Here is a 23116-nt window from a genome sequence, read left to right on the forward strand (position 1 = left end):
GGAGTACCGGGCCGCCCGCGACCTGCTGCTGGGCCTGCGCGACGACCCGGCCGCCGCCCGGGCGCGGTTCGGCTGGCCGCGCCCGCGGCATTTCAACTGGGCGCTGGAGTGGTTCGACGTGGTCGCGGCCGACTGCCCGCGCCCCGCCCTGCGGCTGCTCGGCGAACCGGCCGCGGACGGCACCGTCCCGGTCGCCGAGGACCTCTCGTACGCCGAGCTGTCCGCCCGGTCGGACACCCTCGCCGTGGCGCTGGCCGGGCTCGGGGTGGCGCGCGGGGACCGCGTGCTGCTGCTCCTCGGGGCCCGTTCCGAGCTGTGGGAGAGCCTGCTGGGCTGCCTCAAGCTCGGTGCGGTGGTCGTCCCGACGTACCAGGACGTGACCGCCGAGGAGGCGGCCGACCGGATCGGCCGCGGCCGGATCCGCCACGTGCTGGCGACCGCCGGCGCGGCCGCGCTGGTGGCTGACCTGCCGGTGCCGGGGCGGCGGATCGCCCTGGGCGAGGACCGGCCGGCCGGCTGGGACGCGTACCCGGACACCCGCTCGGTGCACCACCCGTACCTGCCGGACGGGCCGACACCGGCCGGCGACCCGGCGTTCTGCTACTTCACCTCCGGCACGACCTCGCTGCCGAAGCTGGTCGAGCACACCCATGCGAGCTACCCGGTCGGGCACCTGTCCAGCCTGTACTGGAACGGGCTGCGCCCCGGCGACGTGCACCTCAACCTGTCGGCGCCGGGCTGGGCCAAGCACTCCTGGAGCAGTTTCTTCGTGCCGTTCGCGGCCGAGGCGACGGTGCTCGCCCCGCCGGACGGGGGCTGCCGCCGGAGGTGCTGCCCGGGGTGCTCGCCGGGCAGGGCGCCGACTCCTTCTGCGCCCCGCCGAGCGCCTGGCGGGCGATGCTGCCGTACCTGCACCGGACGGGTGCGGCGGCAGTACGGCTGCGCGAGGCGACGGCGGCCGGCGAACCGCTGACCGCCGAGGTGTCGACCGCGGTCGCCGCCGCCTGGGGCGTGCAGGTGCGGGACGGCTACGGGCAGACCGAGGCGACCGCGCTGATCGGCCGTGTCCCGGGCGGCCCCGCGCCGCTCTCCCCGCTGGGGCACCCGCTGCCGGGCTGGCGGGTCGTGCTGCGCGACCCGGCGACCGGGGCGCTCGGCGACGCGGGCGAGGTGTGCCTGGATCTCGCCGACCGTCCGGCCGGGCTGATGGCCGGCTACGCGGACGACCCGGCGCGGACGGCAGCCGCCGTGGCGGACGGCCTCTACCGGACGGGCGACGTGGGCGAGCGGTGCGCGGACGGCTCCGTCCGGCTGCTGGGCCGGCTGGACGAGGTGTTCAAGTCGGCCGGCCACCGGGTCTCACCGGCCGAGATCGAGGCGGTGCTGCGCAGCCACGCCGAGGTGGCGGACGCCGCTGTCGTCCCGCGCCCCGACCGGCTGGCCGGGCTCGTCCCGTACGCGGTCGTGGTGCCGCGCGGCGGGCCGCCGTCGGGTGCGGCAGCGGCCCGGCTGCGCGGCGAGCTGCTGGCGCTGGCCGGGGCCCGGCTGGCGCCGGTGTTCGTGCCGCGCGGGGTGGAATTCGCCGCCGGGCTGCCGCGGACCCGGTCGGGCAAGGTACGCCGTGCGGAGCTGGCCGCACGGTTGGCGCGGGGCTGACCGGGCGGTGGCCCGGTCAGCCCCGTGGGGCGGCGCGGTCGGCGGCGCCGAGCAGGGCCTCGGCGACCGCGCGGGCCCTGGGGGCGGCGTCGGCCGTGCGTTCGCGCAGGGCGGCGACGATCGCGCCGTCGCCCAGCAGGGCGAGCTGCCGGGCGAGCACCTGGTGGTCGCGGTAGCCGCCGTCGGCGAGCAGGCCGTCCAGGTAGGCGATGACCTGTTCCTTGTGCTCGGCGGCGACCCGGTGGGCCGGGCTGGCCGGGTCGGCCTCCTCGACCATGGTGTTGATGAAGGCGCAGCCGCGGAAGTCGGCGGCCAGGAAGCGCTCGGCGAGGCCGTCGAAGAGGGCGAGCGGCAGGTCCTCGGGGCTGCGGGGGCTCACCTCGACGGTGTCGGCCAGCCAGGCGCGCCATGCCGTGTCGCGGCGTCGGAGCACCTCGACGACGAGGTCGTCCTTGCTGGGGAAATGCCGGTAGAAGGACGCCCGGCCGACGCCGGACTCGGCGAGGATCCGCTCGACTCCGACCGCGCGGATGCCCTCCTCGTAGAACAACCGCTCGGCGGCGGTGAGGAGACGTTCTCTGGCTCGGCTCGGCACCCGAAAACGGTACCACTCGGTTCTGATTTTCCGATGGGCGTTGACGAAAGATGGAACCGATCAGTACCGTTCTAGCTGTTTGGTACCGATCGGTTCCATATCCGACGGCTGGACATCCGCCGCGATTTCGAGGAGACACCGTGTCCCGTCTGCCCCAGCTCACCGTGGAGACCGCCAGCGAGGAGCAGCGCGAGCTGCTGGAGAGCACCCTCAAGCAGCTCGGCAAGGTGCCCAACCTGTACGCCGCGCTCGCCAACGGACCGGCCGCCCTGCGCGGTTACCTGGCCATGCGCGAGGCCCTGGTCGGCGGCACCTTCAGCACCAAGCAGCGCGAGCAGCTCGCCCTGTTCATCGCCCAGCGCAACAGCTGCACCTACTGCGTCTCCGCCCACACCATGCGCGGCGGCCGGGTCGGCCTCAGCGAGGAGCAGCTGCTCGCCACCCGGCGGGGCACCGACACCGACCCGCACATGGACCAGGTGCTCAAGCTGACCGGCGCCGTGATGGACACCGGCGGCAGGGTCACCGACGAGGCCCTCGCCGAGGCGCGGGCGGCCGGCGTGACCGACGCCGAGATCGCCGAGATCGTGGGACACGTCGCGCTCAACGTGCTCTCCAACTTCTTCAACCACGTCGCCGAGCCCGAGCTCGACTTCCCGCTGGTCGACGCGCACGCCGCGCACTGAGACACCGCGCCACCACCACGGGGCGCCCGGCCGCGGACCGGGCGCCCCGTGCCGGCCCGCGGCCGTCACCCACACCACACGGCCGCCCCGTGCGACACGGCACCGGCGGGCCCACACGGGGAGCAGCAAGTGGACATCGACGTCAAGACGCTGAGAACGTTCTGCGAGGTCATCAGAACCGGCTCGTTCACCGGGGCCGCCCACCGCCTCGGCTACTCGCAGTCGAGCGTCACCGCCCAGATGCGCGCCCTGGAACGGCAGGCCGGCGCGCCGCTCTTCCACCGGCTGCCGAACGGCGTCCGGCTCACGCCCGCCGGCTCCACCGTGCGCGGCTACGCCGTCCAGGTGCTCGGACTTGTCGGCGAGATGGAACAGGCGCTGCGCGGCCCCGAGGCCCACCCGCAGCGCCTGCGCCTCGGCCTCGCCCCCGCCCTCGCGTACGGCGAACAGCTCGCCCGGATCTCCCGGTTCGGCCGGCGACTGCTGCCCGGAGTGCAGCTCGCCCTGCGGGTCATGTGCACCGCCGAGATCCACACCGCGCTGCGCAACGGCGATCTCGACGGCGCCTTCCTGCTCACCGCCCGCGCGCCCCGCCGGTCCCGGACCCCGGCCACGGCCGGCGGCCCGGACCCGACGTCCGTCGCCGGGCTGGCCCGCGCCCGCACCGCCGTCCTCGCCGAACGCGCCTGCGGGACCGCCGCACAGCCCGGACGCCCCACCGAAGTCCTCGTCCAGGAGCTGGAGTTCATCCCCAGTACCAGCGCCTCGACCCGGCCCGCCACACCCTGCCGGCAGGTCGCGGTGGCCGACCCGGACTGCCCGTCCCAGCGCTGGCTGCCCGAATTCCTGCGGCTGCGCGCCGGCGAGCCGCCCGAGAGCCTCGAACTCGGCTCCATGGACGGCGTGCACGCCACCGTGCAGGGCGGCCTCGGCTGCGCCATGCTGCCCTCCGGCCTGGCCCGCTCCCCGTACGGCGCCGGGCTGGCCCCGCTGCCCGGCGTGCCCCGCATGCAGTGGACGGTCTCGCTGCTGGCCGCCCGCAGCCGGGAGATCCGCGACACCCACCGGGAGGGGCTCGCCACCGCGCTGCGGCTCGCCCTCGAACACGCCGCCTGATCGGCGTCCCGACCTGCGGAAAACCCGGTGCGGCCGGGATCGCCCGGCGGTCATACTCCGTGCGTGGTCGACAGGGTGACGGAGGTGCGGACGATGAAGCTTGCCGAGGCGCTGGCGCTGCGGGCGGAGGCGGTGCGCAGGGCGGAGCAGTTGCGCGCCCGTGTGGTCGCCGGTGCGCGCTACCAGGAGGGCGAGGAGCCGGCCGAGGACGCGGCGCAGCTGCTGGCCGAGGCGGACGAGGTGCTCGACGGCCTGGAGTCGCTCATCCGGCGGATCAACCGGACGAACGCCGCCGCGGTGGTGGACGGCGGCAGCACCCTCACCGACGCGCTCGCCCGGCGGGACGTGCTGCGGCTGCGGCACGCGGTGGTCACCACGGCCGCCGACGCGGCCGCCGGCCGGGCCGGGGCCACCCGGCAGCTGCGGTCCGAGCTGAAGATGATCGCGGCCCTGCCGGTCGCCGAACTGCGCAGCCGGGCCGACGTGCTGGCCCGCGAGATCCGGGAGGTGGACGTGCTGATCCAGCGGACGAACTGGGAGGTCGACCTGCTGGACTGACGGACCCGGCGGTGCGGAGGAGCAGGTAGCCGTTCACGGAGGCGTGCACAGACCGCGGGTCGGCGGTTCATCCGGCCCACTTCTGGCGCGCGGAGAGCAGCGCAGGGGTTCGACTCCCCGACGACAGTGCAGCTCAGCATCGCGTACAGGTCACGGTGCATCCGTCACAGCACACAACCGCGTGCAGATCCGGAACGGCGAGGGCGGGATCGGGGTGCCTCCGCACCGCCGTCGGCACGTACGGGCGGCCCTCGGGCCGCCCGTACCTGCACCCGGTGGCAGGAACCCGACAGGAAGCGGCAGTTCGCGTGCCACACTGCCGATCATGAACAAGGACATCACCGCGGCGGACGCGGGCAGCTGGCAGCTCGGCGACCTGACCGTCCACCGGATCGGCTTCGGCGCGATGCGCCTGACCGGCAGTGCGGCCTTCGACCTCGGCACACCGCGCGACCGCGACCGGTCGATCGCCGTGCTGCGGCGGGCCGTCGAGCTCGGCGTGAACCACATCGACACCGCGGCGTTCTACTTCTCGACGCTGCGGTCCGCCAACGAGATCGTCAACAGCGCGCTGGCGCCCTACCCGGACGACCTGGTGATCGCCACCAAGGTCGGGCCGGGCCGTGACACGTGGGGCGAGTGGACCACGGCGAGGCCCGAGCAGTTGCGCGGCCAGGTGGAGGAGAACCTGCGGCAGCTCGGCCGCGACCATCTCGACCTGGTGAACCTGCGGATGCTGCCCGGCATGGCGCAGTACGGCACCGTCTCCGACTACGTCGGCGCATTGGCCGAGCTGCGCGAGGCCGGGCTGATCCGGCACCTCGGACTCTCCGCCGTCCGGGCCGAACACCTCGCCGAGGCCCGGCGCATCGCCCCGGTGGTCTGCGTCCAGAACCGGTACGGGATCGACTCCCGGAGCACGGACGCCGACGACCTGCTGCGGCTCTGCGGTGAGCTGGGCATCGCGTTCGTGCCGTTCTTCGCCATAGCCGGCGAGGGGCGGGAGGAGGGTGCCGCCGCCGCGGGCCACGACGAGGAGCTGCTCGCGATCGCCCGGGACCACGGCGCCTCGCCGGCCCAGGTGCGGCTGGCGTGGACGCTGCAGCGCGGCCCGCACGTACTGGCGATCCCGGGGACGGGCAACCCGGACCACGTGGAGGAGAACGTGGCCGCCGGCGCCCTGCGGCTCTCGCCGGAGGAGCTCGCCCGGCTCGACGCCCTCGGCAGGGCGTAACCGCCGGCCGGCCGCCGGGCCGCCGAGTCGGCACCGGCGGGCCGGCCCCGGCCCTCGGCCGCGCACTCGGCCCGGACGGCGGACTTGAACACGTTCAAATAGAGGTCTACTGTCATGCCCAAGGTTTTGAACACGTTCGAAACGGAGTGTTCCATGGACTACACAGTCGTCAGCTACGCCGTCTACCTGCCCTTCGCCATCGGGGTGACGGTGTGGGTGGGCCGGACCCTCAGCCGCAACGGCCGGCTGTTCCTGAACGCGGTCTTCCCCGGCGACGACAAGCTCGCCGACGCCGTGAACCACCTCCTGGTGGTCGGCTTCTACCTGCTCAACCTGGGCTTCGTCGTGCTCTGGATGAAGACCGACCACGAGGTCGGCAGCGTCCAGGGGTCTTCGACGCACTCTCGGTCAAGCTCGGCTCCGTCCTGCTGGTGATCGGCGCGATGCACCTCGGCAACGTGTACGTGCTCAACAGGATCCGCCGCCGCGGGGCGATGGACCGCCAGCAGCGGCCGCCGGTCGCCCCGCAGGCCTGGCCGCAGCAGCCGTCGCGGGCCTGAGAGCGGCCGCGATGACGCACCCGCCCGCCGCCGCGCCGCCGGTCACCCGGCTGGCCGTGCTGCACGACCCCGACTGCGGCCTCTGCCGGCAGCTGACCCGTTGGCTGCGGGCCCAGGCCCAGCTGGTCCCCCTGGAGTTCGTGGCGGTGGCCTCCGCCGAGGCGCGGCGCCGGTTCCCGGGGGTGGACCACGAGGCGGCCCTCGGGGAGATCACGGTGGTCGCCGACACCGGCGAGATCTGGCGCGGCCCGCAGGCGTTCGTCACCTGTCTGTGGGCCCTCGCCGAGCACCGTCCGCTGGCCCACCGGCTCAGCACCCCGGCAGGCCTGCCCCTGGCCAGGGCCGCGGCGTTCGCCGCCGCCAGGTACCGCGCGGCCACCGGCGCCGGGCGCCCGAAGCCGGGCGACCTCCCGGAGTCCACCGGTGATCCGGTGCCGGACTGCCCCGACGGGGCATGCGCCACCGCCCGGCCCCGCGCTCCTTCCTGAGCGCGGAACCGGGCGGTGCAGGCCGGGGCGGGCCGGGTCAGACCGTCTCGGGCCGGCCGCCGAAGCGCTCGGTCCAGGCCGCCAGGTCGTCGTCGGTGATCTTGGCGAAGAGGACCGGCGGCACGGTGAACGGGGTACCGGCGGGCACCAGGTCCAGCGCCCGCGCCTGGTCCCCGCTCACCCAGGTCAGCGTCCGCGCCGCAGCGCCCTCGGCGAGGCCGAACGACTCCCGGATCGCCTTGGCCGCCGCCGGGATGAACGGCTCCGAGACCACCGCGTAGAGGTGGATCAGGTTCATCGCCGTCCGCAGGGTCAGCGCGGCGGCCTCCGGGTCGGTCTTGACCTGCAGCCAGGGCGCCTTCTCGTCGAGGTAGGCGTTGCCCGCGCTCCAGAGCGCCCGCAGGCTCTGCGCGGCCTTGCGGAAGTTGAGCGCGTCGAGGTTGCCCTCGTACTCCGCGAGCAGCTCGGCGATCTGCTCGCCGAGCCGCTCCTCGGCCTCGCCCGCGGCCGCGCCGGCCGGGACGTCGTCACCGAAGCGCTTGCGGCTGAACGACAGCACGCGGTTGACGAAGTTGCCGAGGGTGTCGGCGAGGTCCTTGTTGACGACGGACGCGAACAGGTCCCAGGTGAAGCTGGAGTCGTCGGACTCGGGCGCGTGCGCCATGAGGAAGTAGCGCCAGTAGTCGGCCGGCAGCAGCTCCAGTGCGACGTCGGTGAAGATGCCCAGCTTCTGGCTGGTGGAGAACTTGCCCCCGTAGTAGGTCAGCCAGTTGAAGGCCTTGACGTAGTCGACCTTCTTCCACGGCCGGCGCGAGCCGAGGATCGTGGCGGGGAACATCACCGTGTGGAACGGGACGTTGTCCTTGGCCATGAACTCCGTGTAGCGCACGGTGTCGTCGGCCTCGTACCACCAGGACTTCCAGTCCCGGACCTCACCGGCCGGGGCGGCGTCCGCCCACTCCTTGGTGGCACCGATGTACTCGATCGGCGCGTCGAACCAGACGTAGAAGACCTTGCCGTCGGCCGCCAGCCCGGGCCAGACGTCGGCCGGGACGGGCACGCCCCACTCCAGGTCGCGGGTGATCGCCCGGTCCTGCAGGCCCTCGGTCAGCCACTTGCGGGCGATCGAGGACGCCAGCACCGGCCAGTCGTCGCCGTGCGCGGCGATCCACGCCTCCACCTCGTCCGTCAGCTTCGACTGGAGCAGGAACAGGTGGGTGGTCTCGCGGACCTCCAGCTCGGAGCTGCCGCTGATCGCGGAGCGCGGCTCCAGCAGGTCCGTCGGGTCGAGGACCCGGGTGCAGTTCTCGCACTGGTCGCCGCGGGCCTTGTCGTAGCCGCAGTGCGGGCAGGTGCCGACGATGTACCGGTCCGGCAGGAAGCGCCCGTCGGTGATCGAGTACACCTGGCGGATCGAGCGCTCCTCGATGAAGCCGTTGCGGTGCAGCTCGCGGGCGATCTCCTGGGTGATCTCCCGGTTCTGCGGCGAGGAGCTGCGGCCGAAGTGGTCGAAGGACAGCTGGAAGCCGTCGTAGATCGCCTTCTGCTGGTCGTGCGCCTGCGCGCAGAACTCCGCGACCGGCAGCCCGGCCTCCTGCGCGGCCAGCTCGGCCGGGGTGCCGTGCTCGTCGGTGGCACAGATGTAGAGGACCTCGTGCCCGCGCTGGCGCAGGTAGCGGGAGTAGACGTCCGCCGGGAGCATCGACCCGACCATGTTGCCCAGGTGCTTGATCCCGTTGATGTAGGGAAGCGCGCTGGTGATCAACTGCCGAGTCATCCTGGGATGCTCCCATGTCTGCGGCGGACACCGGTTGGGATGCCCGCGGGCGGGTGTCGGTGGCCGGACCGCTTCGCCGCAGCGCGCCCGAGGTCGCTGCTCCGCGGCGGTCCCCGCCCGGGGAGGGGCGGAATCCTGGCCGTCGCCATCGTACCGACATCGGGGGCCCGGCCCGCACACGCTTTTGCGGCCGCTGTCAACACCTGCGGCGGCATGCGGCCGGGGTCCGGGTCCCGGGGCTCGAGTCCCGACGGGCGGCTCCGGCTCCGGCGCCGGCGGCACGTCCACCGGGCCGGCCGCGGCGGGTTCCGCGATGATGTCCTCCGGAGCGGCCGCCCGGGCCGGCCCCCGACCATCCGAGGACGACCCCGACGTGCCCACTGCACCCGTGATCCGCAGCGACGTCCCCGGGTCCTTCGCCCGGGCCGTCTTCCACGAGCGCCACCCGGAGCTCGTCCGGCGGGTGCTGGACGCCCTGCCGTACGGGCCCGGCGCGCGGCGGGCGATCGAGCGGCTGCTCACGGAGAGCACCGGCGGCGTCCTGGAGCCGCTCGGCGCCGACGCCCACGACCGGGAGCAGTGGCTGGCCTGGGGCGACGGGCTGTGGGGCCGGCCCTGGGGCGAAGCGCCGTTCCTGTGGGCGGAGAGCTGGTTCTACCGCCGGCTGCTGGACGCCACCGGCTACTTCCGGCCGGGAGCCTGGCAGGGCATCGACCCGTTCGGCCCGTTCAAGGCCGCCGAACTGGCGGGCGCCGCGGTGGACGACGAACTGGCCGCACTCGACGGACTCGCCGGGCTGCCCGGCGGGCAGCGGGCCCGGGCCCTGCTCTCCTCCGCCCTGTGGGGCAACCGCGCCGACCTCGGCTTCGGGATCACCGCAGGCGCCCCGGGCGGTGCGGTCACGGAACTCGTCGCCGACGACGGCGACGTCCTGCGCGCCGAACTGGAGCGGACGAGGGGCGGCCGGATCTGCCTGATCGCGGACAACGCCGGCCGCGAACTCCTGCCCGATCTGGTCCTCGTCGACCACCTGCTGGCCGACGGCACTGCCGCGCGGGTCGACCTGTACGTGAAGCCCCAGCCGTTCTTCGTCTCCGACGCGACCACCGCCGACCTCCTGGCCGCCCTCACCCGCCTGCGGACGGCCCGGTCGGAGCAGGCCGCGGCGATCGGCGGACGGCTGTGGCGGGCGATGAACGACGGCAAGCTCGGTGTCCGCACCCACCCGTTCTTCTGCGCGCCGCTGCCGTACCACGACATGCCCGACGACCTCCGGGCGGAGTTCGCCGGCGCCGCGATGACGATCCTCAAGGGCGACCTCAACTACCGCCGGCTGGTGGGCGACCGGCTCTGGCCGGCCACCACCGCCTTCGATGACGCGACCGGGCACTTCCCGTCCCCGGTCACCGCCCTGCGGACGCTCAAGTCGGAGGTCGTGGTCGGCCTCGCCCCCGCGACCGCCGCCCGCCTCGACGCCACCGGCCCGGCGTGGCGGACGAGCGGCGAGCACGCCCTCGTCCAGGTCGCCCTGCACCGCGGGGCAACGGGCCGGTGACCGGGGCCGGCCGCGGCGGTCAGCCGCGCGGCAGCCGCAGCGCCAGGCCGTCGAGGACGACGTCCAGGCCGTAGGCGAACGTGGCGTCCCGGCTCGCCACGGGGTCGAGCGTCCCCGCGGCGCCGCGGGCGTCGGCGTCGGCGTAGGAGTCCGCGAGGTGGCTGTGACCGGCCGCGGCCTGCCGGGCGGTGGGGAGGAGGCGGGCCACGAAGTCCGCCTCGGTCTCACCGGAGCGGGCGACGGTGGTGAGCCAGGCCGCCTCGGTGGTGCTCATCCCGATGACGTAGGAGAGCACGGTGTCGATCGCGCGGCTCGGTTCGGCGAAGCCGGCGGCGGCGAACAGGGCGGCCAGCCGGTCGGAGAACGACATGAGGTTGGGGCCCAGGTAGGCGAGGCCCGCCTGGCCGAGGACGGCGGCCAGCCAGGGGTGGCGCAGGGCCGTCGCGCGGAAGGACCCGGCCGCCTCGACGGCGGCGGCGCGCCAGCCGGGGCCGTCGGCGGGCGGGACGGTCATCTCCGCGAAGACCTCGTCCACCGCCAGCTCCATCAGCTCGTCCTTGGTGGCGACGTGCCGGTAGAGCGAGGTGGCGCCGGCGTTCAACCGGGCGCCGAGCTTGCGCATGCTGAGCGCTTCGATGCCGTCGGCGTCCAGCACGGCGACCGCCTCCCGGACGATCGCGGCCCGGCTGAGCGCGGGCTGGTCGGCCTCCCGCGGCTGCCGGGCCCACACGGACGGAATCGGGTTCGTCGTGGCGGCCATGAGCACTCCCTCACTCGCGCGTACACCGTTCGCATCGAGCGTACAGGAATGCTCTCTTGCGTACGTTGTGCGCTCTTGCGTACAGTGTTCGCATCGAAGGAACAGTGTGCGCACCCCGGAGGAGCACCCCATGGAAGGCCGCAATCCCCGCCGCTGGTGGATCCTGATCGTGCTCTGCCTGAGCACCCTGGTCCTGGTGATCGACAGCATGGCGCTGACCGTCGCCGTGCCGCCGATGACCCGCGACATCGGCGCGAGCGCCCAGGACACCCAGTGGATCCTCGACTCCTACGTCCTGGTGTTCGCCGGGCTCCTGCTGACCTCGGGCAGCCTCGGCGACCGCTTCGGCCGCCGGAGGGTCATGGTCCTCGGCCTGCTGCTGTTCGGGGCGGCATCCCTGACCGCGGCGTTCTGCACCGACCCCGGCGAGGTGATCGCAGCACGGGTCGCCATGGGCGTCGGCGGGGCGCTGATCATGCCGTCCACCCTGTCGATCCTCATCACCGTCTTCGACGAGGACGAGCGCGGCAAGGCGATGGCGGCCTGGGGCTCGGTGTCGATGCTCGGCCTGGTCGGCAGCCCGGTCCTCGGCGGCGTGCTCATCGACCACTTCTCCTGGCACTCGATCTTCCTCATCAACGTCCCGGTCGTCGTGCTGGCCGTCCTGGCGGCCGTCGCGCTGATGCCGGAGTCGAAGGAAAGCGGCAGAAGGCCGATCCGCTCGGTGCGGTGCTGTCCGCGGTCGGCATGACCGCCCTGATCTGGTGGATCATCGAACTCCCGCAGCACGGCGCCTTCGGCGGGCAGTCGATGGCCACCCTGGCCGTCGCCGTCGCCGCCCTCGGCGGGTTCGTGGTCTGGGAGAACGTCACCGCAGCGCCGATGGTGCCGCTGGCCCTGTTCAAGCACCGCAACTTCAGCGGCGGTTCGCTCTCGCTGACCCTCGTGCAGATCGGCAACGGCGGCCTGCTGCTGGTGCTCACCCAGTACCTGCAGTTCGTGCTCGGCTACTCGCCCGTCAAGGCGGGCCTGGCGTTCGTGCCGCTGGCCGTCGCCGCGCTGATCGGCAACTCCGGCGGCGCCGCACTCGCCGCGAGGATGGGCAACCGCCTGCTGATCCTGACCGGCATGCTCGTCATGGCCTCGTCCTTCGCCCTGCTGGCCACCGTCTCCGCCACCACGGGCTTCGCCGTCCCGGCCGTCGCGCTCGGCCTCCTCGGCCTCGGCGCGGGGCTCGCGATGCCGGCTGCGGTCGGTGCGCTGATGGGCACCATCCCGGCCGAACAGGCGGGCGTGGGCTCGGCCCTGAACGACACCATCCAGCAGGCCGGCACGGCGCTCGGCATCGCGATCCTCGGCTCGCTCCTGTCGAGCGGCTTCGGCCGCGCCCTGCCCGCCGGCACCCCCGCCCGGGCCCGGCACTCGATCGCCGACGCGCTGGCCACCGCCCAGGGCGACACCGGCCTGGCCCACGCCGCCCGGGAGGCCTTCACCACCTCGATGTCGACCACCTTCACCATCAGCGCGGTCGGTGTCCTGGCCGCCGCCGCCCTGGCCGCCCTGGTCATGCGCGACCCCCGGCCCGCAGCCGGGACGGAGACCTCCGCCGCCCCGCCCGAGAACCCCGCCCTCGCCGCCTGAACCCGCCCCGCACCACCACGGCCGTGACCATCCCTCAACTGCCGGACGCATAGAGGCACCGAAAGAGCCCCGGGCCCCGGTGCCGCACGCGCCGTGTCTGTGATGATCGCTTCGGACTTCTGAGGAGGACGCAGTGGACGGACGTACAGAGGGGCCCGAGTCGGACCGGCAGGGGACGGACAGTGGCCGCACACGCTTCCGGCCGGGTGATGTGCTGATGCTGGAGTGTCCGTTCACCGGGACGGGGGTCACCGAGGTCTCCCGCTTCCACGTCTCCGTGACGTGGCCGTGGACGGAGCCGGACCCGCGGGCCGGGAACATCGGGTGGAACGGGCAGCGGGCGCTGCCGTTGCCCGAGGCCGACGAGTGGGACGCGTTCCGGACGGAGCCGGACACGACCACGCTGAAGCCGGGTGACACCTGCCAGGTGGGGATCCCCGCAACCGTGGTGCACGTCCTGGCCGTCCACGACTTCGATCCACCCCTGGTGACGGGCATGCTGCCGCGGCCCGCCTCCTACCTCGAAGTGCTGCCGCAGGGCGAGACCCATGACCCGGAGCTTGAGGACCAGGGCTACGCGTTCGACCCCGACGGCGGTGAACCGATCCGGGTCGAACTGCTCTTCCGCCCCTACGCCTTCCTCGAACCGGGCGACGAGGTCGTCGACCAGGACGGACGGGTCTGGCGATTCGACGCGGCCTGGGACTGGCACCCCGTCGACGGCGAGCGGCCCGGAAGTCCGGCCTGGCCGCTGGCCCTGCTCTCCCGCAGGGACGATCCCGCACCCGACGGGACCACGACGGTCGCCCTGGCGACGGAGACCGGCAGCCACGCGGAGGAACTGGCACGCTGGTCCGGACTCACCCTCGCCCGGCCGACCACCCGGCAGCAGTAGCCCCACCGGGGCGGGCAGGACCGGATCGCGACAAGCAGCCGGCCGACGCGGGGCGAGGACAGGAGCAGAGGCGGGCGGAAGAGGTCTAGACACAGCAGAAACCCCAGGTCGTTGACCTGGGGTTTCTCGGTGGAGCGGGCGACGAGAATCGAACTCGCGCTATAAGCTTGGGAAGCTCATGTTCTACCATTAAACTACGCCCGCATGTGACGAGCCGTCAGCGACCGCTCGATCGATCACCACTGTACCCCATCCTCCGGTGGATGCGGGGCCCGGTGCGGACGCGCCGCCGGGCCTGTCGCGGGGTCGGTGCGGAGGGCTGCCCGAGGGGCGTACTGTGTGGCCCGTTCCCGGCGTTCGGGGCGGCGAGCCGCCGTGATGGATGTCCGGAAGATCCCCTAATGTGACGCTGTCGCCCGGGGCGCCGACTGCGGTCGAGACGCCAGGGCGGGAGGCGGACGGGGAGTACGGGGAGTTTTGGGAAGGGGATCGATGGAGCAGCGCACCGTCGTTCGTTGTGCCGAAGGGCACCTGTTCAGCACCACCACGTTCCCGATGCAGAATCTCGGCGCCGGCCGGCTGGGGCCGGGGCGGCTGATCCGCTGTCCGCAGTGCGGACGGCTGCGCAGCTCGGTGCCGGCCGACGTGGGTGAGCTGTCCGGTGCGCAACTGGCGCGCGCGATGCGGCTGGAGGCCGTGGAGTTCCTGGCCTGAGGCCGGGCACGGTACGGCGGCGGCCCCGGGCGGATTCGTCCGGGGCCGCCGTTGCCACGTACCCTCGACCCCGTGCTGCTCTCTGACAAGGACATCCGGGCCGAGATCGACAAGGGCCGGGTGGTCATCGACCCCTTCGACCCCGTGATGGTCCAGCCCTCCAGCATCGACGTCCGGCTGGATCGCTTCTTCCGGGTGTTCGAGAACCACCGCTACCCGCACATCGACCCCTCCGAGGAGCAGCCGGACCTGACCCGGCTGGTCGAGCCGGCCGGCGACGAGGCGTTCATCCTGCACCCGGGCGAGTTCGTGCTCGCCTCGACGTTCGAGGTGATCACCCTGCCGGACGATGTGGCATCGCGACTGGAGGGCAAGTCGAGCCTGGGCCGGCTGGGCCTGCTCACGCACTCCACGGCGGGCTTCATCGACCCCGGCTTCAGCGGGCACGTGACGCTGGAGCTGTCGAACGTCGCCACCCTGCCGATCAAGCTGTACCCGGGGATGAAGATCGGGCAGCTGTGCCTGTTCCGGCTGTCCTCGCCGGCCGAGCACCCGTACGGCTCCGCCCGGTACGGCTCGCGCTACCAGGGCCAGCGCGGCCCGACGCCGTCGCGCTCCTTCCTGAACTTCCACCGCACCGAGGTCTGATCCCGGCGCGGACGGAGCGGGCCCCCGATCGGTGATCGGGGGCCCGCTCCGTCTGTCGTGCGAGCGCCGTCCGCCGGACCGGGGGCACCGGCCGTACGGTGGGCCGTTACTTCTTCTCCGCGAGGCAGAGCACGAACTTGTCGCTGAGCAGCTGCTGCGCGAGGCTCGCGGTGGCCTGGTCGACGTTGTCGCAGGCGTGGGTGTCGAAGGAGTTGTCGACGACCGACACCACGGTGTAGTTGGCGTCGGCGCTGCCGCAGTCGACGGTGTCGACCTTCGGGTTGGTGTCGGTGCCGGTCACGTGGACGCACTGGCCGGCCTTGGCGTGCACGGGCTTGTCCGCGGCGGCGTAGCCGATCGCGAAGCCGATGCCGACCTTGATGCCGATCACCACGACGACGGTGACCAGGCCGATGATGATCTTCTTCCCGCGGCTCTTCTTCGGCGCGAGAACGGTCTGGGCGTAGCCGCCGGGGACCGGGCCGGGCATCTGGCCGGGGTACTGGCCCGGCACCTGGCCGGCCGGCTGGCCGTAGCCGGGTGCGGGCTGGCCGAACCCGTCGGCGGGGCCGAAGGTGCCCGGCTGGCCCTGGGGCGGCTGAGGGGTGGTCATGGTGGTCCTCGACGGTGAGCAGGAAACCTGAACGGTGACCCGAACGCTATCGACAGCCCACCGCCACCGATCGAACAAATGCCGCATAACCACACTGCGTTATGAACTTGCAACGCATAGGACTGAGCGAAAGGGGAACTTTCGCCCACTCGCACTCGTTTTTGCCCTTCTATGACTTCCGCAGAAGTCGACGAGCAGCTCCACCGTGACGCCCCCACCGTGACCGCCCCCACCGGCACCGGCGCAGGGCGGTCGGGGCGGTGAGGGGCGGTCAGAGCGGTGAAGGGCGGTGAGGGGCGGTCAGGCGCGCTTGGGCCGGGTGACGGCGACGAGTTCGCTGCCGTCCTCGGACAGCGTCAGCTCGGTCCGCAGTTCGGCGAGCTCCCCCAGGTGGTGGAGGTGGGTGCCACCGCAGAAGATCTCGGCGGTGCCGACCGGCAGCTCGCAGTGCCAGCGGCGACGCGCGGTCAGTTCCGGCCCGGGGACCTCGATGTGCACGGGCGCGTCGGCCGCGACCCAGGCCGCGAGCTGGGCGTTGATCATCTCGGTGAGGGCGCCCAGGGCGTCCGCGAGCGCCGGCAGCCCCTCGGCGGCCTCGGTGGAGAAGCCCTTCTTCCGCAGCGACTTGCCCAGCCGGTAGGTGTCGGTGCTGGCCTCGGTGTCCATCACCGACGACGCCATGGCGAGACTGTCGAAGTCCGGGTTGCCGAAGGCGTCCGCCCGGCCCGGGTCCTTGCGCCAGCGCGGGGCCAGCGCGGCGTTGAGGGCGAGGGCCAGCAGGTGGCAGCCGCTGTGGGCGGCGGAGAGCCGGGCCCTGCGGTCGGCGTCCACCGCCAGCGAGGCGACCGCGCCGACGGCCCCGGCGGGCTCCTGCTCGACGACGTGCAGGACCAGCCACGCCCACGCCTCGTCACCGCGCCGCACCGGGATGTCGGCGCCCACCTGCAGGCCGGCGCCGTCCGGCCCGACGGCGCCGGTCAGGCAGTCCACCACGGGGTGCGCGACGCCTCCGACCGTCAGGGTGCCGAGGTCGGCCGGCTGGTCGGGCCAGGTGTGGTCGAGCGGGTGGAACGGCGTCGCCTCCGTGACGACGGCGAACCGGCCGCCGTCCAGCGGGTGGACGGCGACCACCGGCGACTCGCCGGTCAGCGCGCCGGACGGAAAGCTGACGTGGGTGGTGGAGAGGGTCATGAGGGTGCTCCGGACACTGCGTGGGGCAGATGAGGACAGACCGTCCACCCTACCCGGGGCCCGGCGCCGGGCCTCAGCTCAGCGTCGGCAGCTTGATCAGCACCAGCAGGGCCAGCAGCTGCAGCGCGGCGGCGCCGGCCGCCTTGCCCCAGGGCAGGTCGTGCACCCGGCGGACCATGGTGGTCAGCAGGACGGCGCAGACCAGCCAGGTCGCCCAGCCGACGACCTGCACCACCACGTTCCCGGTGGGCAGGAACAGGGCGAGCAGCAGCCGCGGCACGTCGCTCGTCCAGCCGATCAGCATCGCCAGGCACACCGTGGACTGCCAGGGGCCGTCGCCGCCGAGCTGGCGGGCCAGCCCGTGGGTGACCCCGCCGAGCACCGCGCCGGCCAGCGTGAAGCCGATCCCCGCGGCGACCAGCGACCAGGCCGCGGTCGAGAAGGTGGAGTCGACGATGTCGTCGTGGGTGGAGCCCATGCCGAGCACCGCCAGCACGCCGTAGATCAGCGAGACGACGACCGCCGGCAGCCAGGCCTGGTGGTCGCGCATCCGGTCGAAGGTGCGGGCCGGCCGGCGGTAGATGCCGGCGAGCAGCTCCTTCCAGTCGGGGCGCGGCCCGGCCACCCGGGGGCGACCTGGCCGCCGGCCCGGTAGACGGCCACGTTGTCGTCGGCGTCGCCGTAGGGGGCCCGGCCGTAGCCGTCCTGCCCGTAGCCGTCCTGCCCGGTGCCGCTGGGCGTGCCGTACCCGGCGTACGGGTCCTCGCCGATGCTGAAGGCCCGGGTGTGCCCCGGCTGGTCGCCGGGGTAGGGCTCGTCGCCGTACGGACCGGAGCCCGGCGGCACGGCACCCTGCGGACCGGAGCCGTACGGCCGGCCCTGCGGGTCGCCGTAGCCGTCCTGCCGGGCCTGCGCCGGACCGCCCGGGGCGTGCTGCCCGGGATACGCCTCGTAGGGCGCGGTGAAGTACTCGGGGCCCCCGTGGGCCCGCCATCGGGCTGCTGCCGCGGCGGCGGCCCTGCGGGTGCGGACCAGCCCTGTCGGGGGTCGGCGCCCTGCCCGTTGTCGTATCGATTGCCAGCCACGCATCGACGGTACCCGCTGGCGCTGACCGGGCGTCGGTTGATCAAGGGGCCGGCGGGCGATTGCAGCCGTCCTGTGACGACCGCGCCCGCCCCGTGACCTGGGTCTGCGGGGCGGGCGGGAGGTCCGGGGAGGGTCAGCGCTGGGCGCCGACCTTGGGACCGTGCACGGCGACCGCGGCGCTCTCGCCGGCCGGGCAGCCGCCCGGGCCGGCGCTGGTGCGGACGGCCCCGACCGGCAGCAGGGTGCCGCAGGCGATCCGCAGGCCGCTCGGCAGCTCGTTGTCGGACTCGACGGTCGCGCCGTCGCCGATGACCGCGCCGTCCAGCGCGCAGCGCGCACCGATCACCGCGTACGCGCCGACGATGGAGTCCTTCACGTACGCGTCGGCGCCGATGACCGCGCCGGGGAGCACCACGCTGCCCTCGACGATGGCGCCGGCCTCGATCTCGGCGTCCTCGGAGACCACGGTGCCGTTGCTGAGCACGGCGCCCGGGTCGACCTGGGCGCCCGGCAGCAGCAGGGCCTCACCGGTCGGCCCGGGGACGGCCGGGGAGTCGACCTTGCCGAGCACCAGGTCGGCGGAGCCGCGGACGAACGCGCCCGGGGTGCCGAGGTCCAGCCAGTACGAGGTGTCGACGACGCCGCGCAGCAGGGCGCCGGTGGCGAGCAGCTCGGGGAAGGTCTCGCGCTCGACGGACACCTCGCGTCCGGCCGGGATGCGGTCGATGACCGAACGGGTGAAGACGTAGCAGCCCGCGTTGATCTGATCCGTGACGATCTGCTCGGGAGTCTCCGGCTTCTCCAGGAACTCCAGCACCCGGCCGTGCTCGTCGGTGGGCACCAGGCCGAAGGCCCGCGGGTCCTCCACCCGGGTGAGGTGCAGGGTGACGTCGGCGCCGGCGGCGACGTGGCCGTCCCGCAGGGCGGCGATGTCGAGGCCGGAGAGGATGTCGCCGTTGAAGATCAGGACCGGCTCGTCCGGGCCGCAGGTCAGGCCGGAGGCGGCGTTGCGGATCGCCCCGCCGGTGCCGAGCGGCTCCTTCTCGGTGAGGTAGACCAGCTCGATCCCGTACGGGCTGCCGTCCTTGAAGTGGTCCTCGAAGACCTCGGCCAGGTACGAGGTGGCCAGCACGACCCTGGTGACGCCGGCTGCGGCCGCCCGCGCCAGCTGGTGCGCGATGAACGGCACGCCGGCGACCGGCAGCATCGGCTTGGGGGTGTGGGTGGTCAGAGGGCGCAGCCGGGTGCCCTTGCCACCGACCAGCATGATCGCTTCGGTCATGGTGTGAGCTTCTCCCCTAGGTCCGGTCCGGGCGGCCTGCGACGGCAGCCGGGTTGTCTCGTGCAACGCTTGCGGCTGGCTCCCGGACGGCTCCGGCCGTTCCCCAGCAGACCCGCGGGCCGCGGTTCCAGCGCCTACTGTATTTCCTCCCGAAGCGGGCCCGTCCCGGCGACCTGCGGTTGTGGCTTCGCCACGATGGCGGCAGCGCCGCAGGCCGCCCCCGGTGGGGCTCAGGGCAGCAGCCAGCCCGCGGCCGGAGCGGTGCCGGCTGAGGCGCCCCGACTGTTCCGGAGCTGTGACACCCGGGCGGCCGGGAGGGCCTGGTTCCAGACCTGGACGTCGGCGATCGCACCGTCCCAGAAATCGCTCCAGGCGCCCTTGTAGCGGGTGCGGCCGAACTCCAGCGGCCCGGAGGTCTGCCAGATGCCCTTGACGGCGGTGGTCTGCGCGAGGGTGCCGTCCACGTACAGCTGGATCCTGCGGGTGGAGGCGTCGTACACGCCGGTGAGCAGGGTCCACTGCCCGGTGGTGGCCTGGCCGGTGGAGAAGGCCTGGTAGGTCGTGTTGTCCTCGCCGCCCGCGGCGGTCTGCACCTTGAAGACCCACTGGTTGTGGGTGCCCCAGTAGTCCCGGCCCAGGTAGAACGAGTAGTAGCTGCCGGAGCCCTGGGTGACGACCGCACGCCCCCGGTGGGGGCGTTGTTGCGGACCATCGCGGAGACGGTGAAGCTGCGGGAGGTGTCGACGACCGGGCCGGCGGTCGCCGCGTACGAGCCGCCGTCGCCGTGCAGGACGAGCGTCGGCCCGTCGTGGCCCTCGGTGGGGCCGATGACGGCCGAGCCTGCGGGTGCGGCGGGGTGGCCGCCGCGGACGTCGTCGAGGCGGGCGGGCCCGGACCCGGCGGACGGTCCGGCGGAGACGGTGCCGGACGCGCTCGGTGCGGCCGTCCCGGGGGCGGTGGCCGCCGCGGAGGGCGAGCCGGCGGCCGACGGTGCCGCTGCGGAGGTCGCGGGGCCGGCCGGGCCGGTCGCGGCCGTCGGCGCGGGCGGCCCCGGCGGGTCGGGGCGCAGCGCCAGGGCGGTGGCGAGGATCCCGCCGACGGCGAGCACGCCGACCACCGCACCGGCGATCTTCAGCCGCTGTCCGCGCCGGTGCCGCAGGTCGTTGGCCTCGGCCAGCGCGGCCCAGTCGGGCGTCGCCGCGGGCGCCGGGCCCTGACCGGTCATCGGCGGCGGCGGGAACAGCGCCCCCGTCCCGCCGGGATGCCCGCCCTGCCACCCCGGCCCGCCGGGGAATCCTCCCCGGGCGTCGGGTCCGGCCGGACGACCGCCCGGCTGCCCCGGTCCGCCGGGGAAGCCCGGCCCGGCCGGACTCCCCCGTTGTGCGCCATGCCCCCGCCATCGCTCATGGGCCGCCATGCTAGGCCATGCGGGGGAACCACCCGCGCAGGCGTTCGGCTGCGGGACGGCGGTGCGAGGGCCCGCGCACGAACGCCGCCGGCCCCGTCCGCCGAGGGGCGTACGGGGCCGGCGCGGTCCTCCCGCCGAGCGGGCCGGGGTCAGGCCTGGACGGTCTCCGGCTCGGGCTCGACCGGCTGCGCCTTCACGGAGTCGAGCAGCAGCTGGGCCACGTCGACGACCTTCAGGTGCTCCTTGGCCGCGCCCTCGTTCTTCTTGCCGTTGACCGAGTCGGAGAGCATGACCAGGCAGAACGGGCAGGCGGTGGAGACGATGTCCGGGTTGAGGGACAGCGCCTCGTCCACGCGCTCGTTGTTGATGCGCTTGCCGATCCGCTCCTCCATCCACATCCGCGCGCCACCGGCGCCGCAGCAGAAGCCGCGCTCCTTGTGGCGGTGCATCTCCTGCTGGCGCAGACCGGGGACCTTGTCCATGATCTCGCGCGGCGGGCTGTAGACCTTGTTGTGGCGGCCCAGGTAGCAGGGGTCGTGGTAGGTGATCAGGCCCTCGACCGGGTTGACCGGGACGAGCTTGCCCTCGTCGATGAGGTGCTGCAGCAGCTGGGTGTGGTGGATGACCTCGAAGTGGCCGCCCAGCTGCGGGTACTCGTTGGCGATGGTGTTGAAGCAGTGCGGGCAGGTGGCCACGATCCGCTTGACCGGGGCGTCCTCCAGCGCGGTGTTCAGCGTCTCGACGTTCTGCGCGCCGAGCATCTGGAACAGGAACTCGTTGCCCAGGCGGCGGGCGGAGTCACCGGTGCAGGACTCCTCCTTGCCGAGGATGGCGAACTGCACGCCGGCGGTGTGCAGCAGCTCGGCGAAGGCCTTGGTGGTCTTCTTCGCACGGTCCTCCAGGGCACCGGCGCAGCCGACCCAGTAGAGGTACTCGACCTCGGCGGGGTCGATGTCCTCCCCGATCACCGGCACCTCGATGCCGGTCTCCTTCTTGAGCTCCTTGACCCAGTCGAGGCGGGCCTTGGTGGCCATGCCCCACGGGTTGCCCTTGTTCTCCAGGTTCTTGAGCATCGTCCCGGCCTCGGTCGGGAAGGAGCTCTCGATCATGACCTGGTAGCGGCGCATGTCGACGATGTGGTCGATGTGCTCGATGTCGACCGGGCACTGCTCGACGCAGGCGCCGCAGGTGGTGCAGGACCACAGCACGTCCGGGTCGATGACGCCGCCCTCGTCGGCGGTGCCGATCAGCGGGCGCTCGGCCTCGGCGAGGGCCGCGGCGGGCACGCCGGCGAGCTGCTCGGCGGTGGCCTTCTCCTCGCCCTCCATGTCCTTGCCGCCACCGGCGAGCAGGTACGGGGCCTTGGCGAAGGCGTGCTCGCGCAGGCTCATGATGAGCAGCTTCGGCGAGAGCGGCTTGCCGGTGTTCCAGGCGGGGCACTGCGACTGGCAGCGGCCGCACTCGGTGCAGGTGGAGAAGTCGAGGATGCCCTTCCAGGAGAAGTGCTCGACCTGGGAGGCGCCGAAGACGGCGTCGTCGGCCGGGTCCTCGAAGTCGATCGGGGCGCCGCCGCTGGTCATCGGGCGCAGGGCGCCGAGCGCGGTGCCGCCGTCCTCCTCGCGCTTGAAGAAGATGTTGAAGAAGGCGAGGAAGCGGTGCCAGGCCACGCCCATCGACGGGTTGACGCCGATGGTGATCGCCCACGCGAACGAGATGCAGATCTTCAGCATCGCGAAGACGTAGACCAGGTTGACCAGGGTGCCGTGGGCCAGGCCGGAGAAGGCGGCGACCAGCGGGTACGAGATCAGGTAAGCCGGGTCGTACGAGTCGACGCCCTGGAGGGCGCCCTCCAGGCCGCGCAGGATCATGATGCACAGGCCGATGCCGAGGATGGTGTACTCGACGTAGAAGGCCTGCCAGGCGATCGAGCCGGCAAAGCGGGACTTGCGGCCGGAGCGCGAGGGCAGGCTGAGCAGCCGGATCACGATCAGGGTGAGGATGCCCAGCGTGGTCAGGGTGCCGATGAGCTCGGTGAAGACCTCGAACGGCAGCCAGTCGCCGATCACCGGCAGCACGAACTCGGCGTCGAAGAGCTGGCCGAAGGCGTTGACCAGGGTCAGCACGAGCGAGAAGAAGCCGACCGCGACGAACCAGTGCGCGACGCCGACGACGCCCCACCGGTTCATCCTGGTGTGGCCGAGGAACTCGACCGCGACGGTCTTGACCCGCTGTGCGGGCTGCCCGGTGCGGGTGGCGTCCGGCTGGCCGGTCGTCACCACCTTGTAGATGTACGCGGCCGCACGGGCGGCGAGCGCGGTGCCGATCACAGTCGTGACCAGCGAGATGACGATCGCTGCTAGCTGCATCGGCTCTCCGTCTCCAGCGGCTGGTTCGAGGTGGGTCTCCCCGAGTGTACCGGTCAGTAACTTACTGAGCCGACGCGCCGGACATTACCGCTCCGTAGCACCGGACATGAAGATGCTCAAGGTATGGCGGGAGTCACTATGCCCATACTCACCCCTTCGGCCGCACCGGCCGTGGCACGACATGCGCGCAGCAAAGTTGAGCGACACGGACTCATGGCTGTTGACGGTCCACGATCGGTCATGCATGCTTGAGCCCGTAACACTCAACTTCTCGTGGAGGTATTTAC

20 protein-coding genes, 1 tRNA gene and 5 pseudogenes are annotated in these 23116 nt (G+C 73.1%); 15 read left to right on the forward strand and 11 right to left on the reverse strand.

Annotated elements, in window-relative coordinates:
* Positions 1-244 precede the first annotated feature (244 nt).
* The 3 genes and pseudogenes from ABEB13_RS20455 to ABEB13_RS20465 all read left to right on the forward strand — a co-directional run bounded on the left by ABEB13_RS20455 (position 245) and on the right by ABEB13_RS20465 (position 1656).
* Positions 245-973 carry an AMP-binding protein gene (locus tag ABEB13_RS20455; protein ID WP_345709745.1) on the forward strand — a complete coding sequence of 243 codons (729 nt, stop codon included), beginning with the start codon at positions 245-247 and terminating at the stop codon, positions 971-973.
* A pseudogene (locus ABEB13_RS20460) lies at positions 877-1158 on the forward strand (AMP-binding protein); the annotation flags it as partial. The gene ABEB13_RS20455 and the pseudogene ABEB13_RS20460, both read left to right, overlap by 97 nt.
* A gap of 48 nt (positions 1159-1206) precedes the next feature.
* Positions 1207-1656, forward strand: coding sequence for an AMP-binding enzyme (locus ABEB13_RS20465; RefSeq protein ID WP_345709746.1), 450 nt, complete (start codon positions 1207-1209; stop codon positions 1654-1656).
* A gap of 16 nt (positions 1657-1672) precedes the next feature.
* Here the strand turns inward: ABEB13_RS20465 and ABEB13_RS20470 are convergent, their stop codons facing one another.
* Positions 1673-2251 (reverse strand): TetR/AcrR family transcriptional regulator, encoded by a 579-nt coding sequence (locus ABEB13_RS20470; RefSeq protein ID WP_345706660.1) that lies wholly within the window; start codon positions 2249-2251, stop codon positions 1673-1675.
* A gap of 140 nt (positions 2252-2391) precedes the next feature.
* Between ABEB13_RS20470 and ABEB13_RS20475 the strand changes: the two genes are divergently transcribed.
* The 6 genes and pseudogenes from ABEB13_RS20475 (at position 2392) to ABEB13_RS20500 (ending at position 6893) form a co-directional block, all read left to right on the forward strand.
* The gene (locus ABEB13_RS20475; RefSeq protein WP_345706661.1) at positions 2392-2937 is read left to right on the forward strand and encodes a carboxymuconolactone decarboxylase family protein; all 546 of its coding nucleotides are present in this window, start codon (positions 2392-2394) and stop codon (positions 2935-2937) included.
* Between the two features lie 129 nt (positions 2938-3066).
* The gene (locus ABEB13_RS20480; RefSeq protein WP_345706662.1) at positions 3067-4053 is read left to right on the forward strand and encodes a LysR family transcriptional regulator; all 987 of its coding nucleotides are present in this window, start codon (positions 3067-3069) and stop codon (positions 4051-4053) included.
* Between the two features lie 93 nt (positions 4054-4146).
* A complete protein-coding gene (locus ABEB13_RS20485; RefSeq protein ID WP_345709747.1) occupies positions 4147-4611 on the forward strand; it encodes a DIP1984 family protein in 465 nt (154 codons plus the stop codon).
* Positions 4612-4936: 325 nt separating this feature from the next.
* Complete coding sequence (locus tag ABEB13_RS20490; RefSeq protein ID WP_380230899.1) at positions 4937-5845, forward strand: oxidoreductase; 909 nt, start codon at positions 4937-4939, stop codon at positions 5843-5845.
* Between the two features lie 153 nt (positions 5846-5998).
* Positions 5999-6405, forward strand: a pseudogene (locus ABEB13_RS20495) (hypothetical protein).
* An 11-nt stretch (positions 6406-6416) separates the two neighbouring features.
* A complete protein-coding gene (locus ABEB13_RS20500; RefSeq protein WP_345706663.1) occupies positions 6417-6893 on the forward strand; it encodes a thiol-disulfide oxidoreductase DCC family protein in 477 nt (158 codons plus the stop codon).
* Between the two features lie 37 nt (positions 6894-6930).
* Here the strand turns inward: ABEB13_RS20500 and metG are convergent, their stop codons facing one another.
* Positions 6931-8670: a methionine--tRNA ligase gene (metG, locus tag ABEB13_RS20505; RefSeq protein ID WP_345706664.1), complete on the reverse strand. Its 1740-nt coding sequence runs from the start codon at positions 8668-8670 to the stop codon at positions 6931-6933.
* A gap of 316 nt (positions 8671-8986) precedes the next feature.
* On the opposite strand from metG, the gene ABEB13_RS20510 reads away from it, so the two are divergent.
* Positions 8987-10225 (forward strand): damage-control phosphatase ARMT1 family protein, encoded by a 1239-nt coding sequence (locus ABEB13_RS20510; RefSeq protein ID WP_345709749.1) that lies wholly within the window; start codon positions 8987-8989, stop codon positions 10223-10225.
* Between the two features lie 19 nt (positions 10226-10244).
* Here ABEB13_RS20510 and ABEB13_RS20515 read toward each other — a convergent pair whose 3' ends face one another.
* Complete coding sequence (locus tag ABEB13_RS20515) at positions 10245-10985, reverse strand: TetR/AcrR family transcriptional regulator (RefSeq protein ID WP_345706665.1); 741 nt, start codon at positions 10983-10985, stop codon at positions 10245-10247.
* A 130-nt stretch (positions 10986-11115) separates the two neighbouring features.
* Between ABEB13_RS20515 and ABEB13_RS20520 the strand changes: the two are divergent.
* Both ABEB13_RS20520 and ABEB13_RS20525 read left to right on the forward strand, forming a co-directional pair.
* Positions 11116-12626 (forward strand): annotated as a pseudogene (locus ABEB13_RS20520) (MFS transporter).
* 217 nt (positions 12627-12843) lie between these two features.
* Positions 12844-13521, forward strand: coding sequence for a hypothetical protein (locus tag ABEB13_RS20525; protein ID WP_345706666.1), 678 nt, complete (start codon positions 12844-12846; stop codon positions 13519-13521).
* Positions 13522-13651: 130 nt separating this feature from the next.
* Here ABEB13_RS20525 and ABEB13_RS20530 read toward each other — a convergent pair.
* Positions 13652-13725, reverse strand: a tRNA-Gly gene (locus ABEB13_RS20530).
* 288 nt (positions 13726-14013) lie between these two features.
* On the opposite strand from ABEB13_RS20530, the gene ABEB13_RS20535 reads away from it, so the two are divergent.
* Both ABEB13_RS20535 and dcd read left to right on the forward strand, forming a co-directional pair.
* Positions 14014-14235, forward strand: a complete 222-nt coding sequence (locus ABEB13_RS20535) for a hypothetical protein (RefSeq protein ID WP_100889365.1) — start codon at positions 14014-14016, stop codon at positions 14233-14235.
* A gap of 72 nt (positions 14236-14307) precedes the next feature.
* Positions 14308-14883 (forward strand): dCTP deaminase, encoded by a 576-nt coding sequence (dcd, locus tag ABEB13_RS20540; RefSeq protein WP_100889364.1) that lies wholly within the window; start codon positions 14308-14310, stop codon positions 14881-14883.
* A 106-nt stretch (positions 14884-14989) separates the two neighbouring features.
* On the opposite strand, the gene ABEB13_RS20545 is transcribed toward dcd, so the two are convergent.
* From ABEB13_RS20545 to ABEB13_RS20570, 6 genes and pseudogenes are all read right to left on the reverse strand, one after another.
* Complete coding sequence (locus tag ABEB13_RS20545) at positions 14990-15496, reverse strand: LppU/SCO3897 family protein (RefSeq protein ID WP_345706667.1); 507 nt, start codon at positions 15494-15496, stop codon at positions 14990-14992.
* 300 nt (positions 15497-15796) lie between these two features.
* Positions 15797-16687: an alanyl-tRNA editing protein gene (locus ABEB13_RS20550; protein WP_345706668.1), complete on the reverse strand. Its 891-nt coding sequence runs from the start codon at positions 16685-16687 to the stop codon at positions 15797-15799.
* A 73-nt stretch (positions 16688-16760) separates the two neighbouring features.
* On the reverse strand, positions 16761-17237 hold the full coding sequence (locus tag ABEB13_RS20555; RefSeq protein WP_345706669.1) for a Yip1 family protein: 477 nt from the start codon (positions 17235-17237) through the stop codon (positions 16761-16763).
* A complete protein-coding gene (locus ABEB13_RS20560) occupies positions 17192-17776 on the reverse strand; it encodes a hypothetical protein (protein WP_345706670.1) in 585 nt (194 codons plus the stop codon). The genes ABEB13_RS20555 and ABEB13_RS20560 overlap by 46 nt, the downstream gene beginning before the upstream one ends.
* Before the next feature lie 205 nt (positions 17777-17981).
* Positions 17982-19055: pseudogene (gene manB / locus ABEB13_RS20565) on the reverse strand (mannose-1-phosphate guanylyltransferase); the annotation flags it as partial.
* 230 nt (positions 19056-19285) lie between these two features.
* A pseudogene (locus tag ABEB13_RS20570) lies at positions 19286-19702 on the reverse strand (LamG domain-containing protein); the annotation flags it as partial.
* Positions 19703-19756: 54 nt separating this feature from the next.
* Here ABEB13_RS20570 and ABEB13_RS20575 point away from each other — a divergent pair.
* Positions 19757-20272 (forward strand): hypothetical protein, encoded by a 516-nt coding sequence (locus ABEB13_RS20575; protein ID WP_345710013.1) that lies wholly within the window; start codon positions 19757-19759, stop codon positions 20270-20272.
* Positions 20273-20612: 340 nt separating this feature from the next.
* Here the strand turns inward: ABEB13_RS20575 and ABEB13_RS20580 are convergent, their stop codons facing one another.
* The gene (locus ABEB13_RS20580; RefSeq protein WP_345706671.1) at positions 20613-22829 is read right to left on the reverse strand and encodes a (Fe-S)-binding protein; all 2217 of its coding nucleotides are present in this window, start codon (positions 22827-22829) and stop codon (positions 20613-20615) included.
* Positions 22830-23116: the final 287 nt, after the last annotated feature.

Origin of the sequence: Kitasatospora paranensis (assembly GCF_039544005.1) — a bacterium.
GTDB classification, from domain to species: Bacteria; Actinomycetota; Actinomycetes; order Streptomycetales; family Streptomycetaceae; genus Kitasatospora; species Kitasatospora paranensis.

What these genes read in the sequence shown, in the direction of transcription:
- ABEB13_RS20465 (WP_345709746.1), top strand. Translation starts at nt 1,207, where the DNA reads ATGGCCGGCTACGCGGACGACCCGGCGCGGACGGCAGCCGCCGTGGCG.
- ABEB13_RS20485 (WP_345709747.1), top strand. Translation starts at nt 4,147, where the DNA reads ATGAAGCTTGCCGAGGCGCTGGCGCTGCGGGCGGAGGCGGTGCGCAGG.
- ABEB13_RS20490 (WP_380230899.1), top strand. Translation starts at nt 4,937, where the DNA reads ATGAACAAGGACATCACCGCGGCGGACGCGGGCAGCTGGCAGCTCGGC.
- ABEB13_RS20500 (WP_345706663.1), top strand. Translation starts at nt 6,417, where the DNA reads ATGACGCACCCGCCCGCCGCCGCGCCGCCGGTCACCCGGCTGGCCGTG.
- metG (WP_345706664.1), bottom strand. Translation starts at nt 8,670, where the DNA reads ATGACTCGGCAGTTGATCACCAGCGCGCTTCCCTACATCAACGGGATC.
- ABEB13_RS20510 (WP_345709749.1), top strand. Translation starts at nt 8,987, where the DNA reads ATGTCCTCCGGAGCGGCCGCCCGGGCCGGCCCCCGACCATCCGAGGAC.
- ABEB13_RS20515 (WP_345706665.1), bottom strand. Translation starts at nt 10,985, where the DNA reads ATGGCCGCCACGACGAACCCGATTCCGTCCGTGTGGGCCCGGCAGCCG.
- ABEB13_RS20525 (WP_345706666.1), top strand. Translation starts at nt 12,844, where the DNA reads ATGCTGGAGTGTCCGTTCACCGGGACGGGGGTCACCGAGGTCTCCCGC.
- ABEB13_RS20535 (WP_100889365.1), top strand. Translation starts at nt 14,014, where the DNA reads ATGGAGCAGCGCACCGTCGTTCGTTGTGCCGAAGGGCACCTGTTCAGC.
- ABEB13_RS20545 (WP_345706667.1), bottom strand. Translation starts at nt 15,496, where the DNA reads ATGACCACCCCTCAGCCGCCCCAGGGCCAGCCGGGCACCTTCGGCCCC.
- ABEB13_RS20550 (WP_345706668.1), bottom strand. Translation starts at nt 16,687, where the DNA reads ATGACCCTCTCCACCACCCACGTCAGCTTTCCGTCCGGCGCGCTGACC.
- ABEB13_RS20555 (WP_345706669.1), bottom strand. Translation starts at nt 17,237, where the DNA reads ATGCGCGACCACCAGGCCTGGCTGCCGGCGGTCGTCGTCTCGCTGATC.
- ABEB13_RS20560 (WP_345706670.1), bottom strand. Translation starts at nt 17,776, where the DNA reads ATGCGTGGCTGGCAATCGATACGACAACGGGCAGGGCGCCGACCCCCG.
- ABEB13_RS20580 (WP_345706671.1), bottom strand. Translation starts at nt 22,829, where the DNA reads ATGCAGCTAGCAGCGATCGTCATCTCGCTGGTCACGACTGTGATCGGC.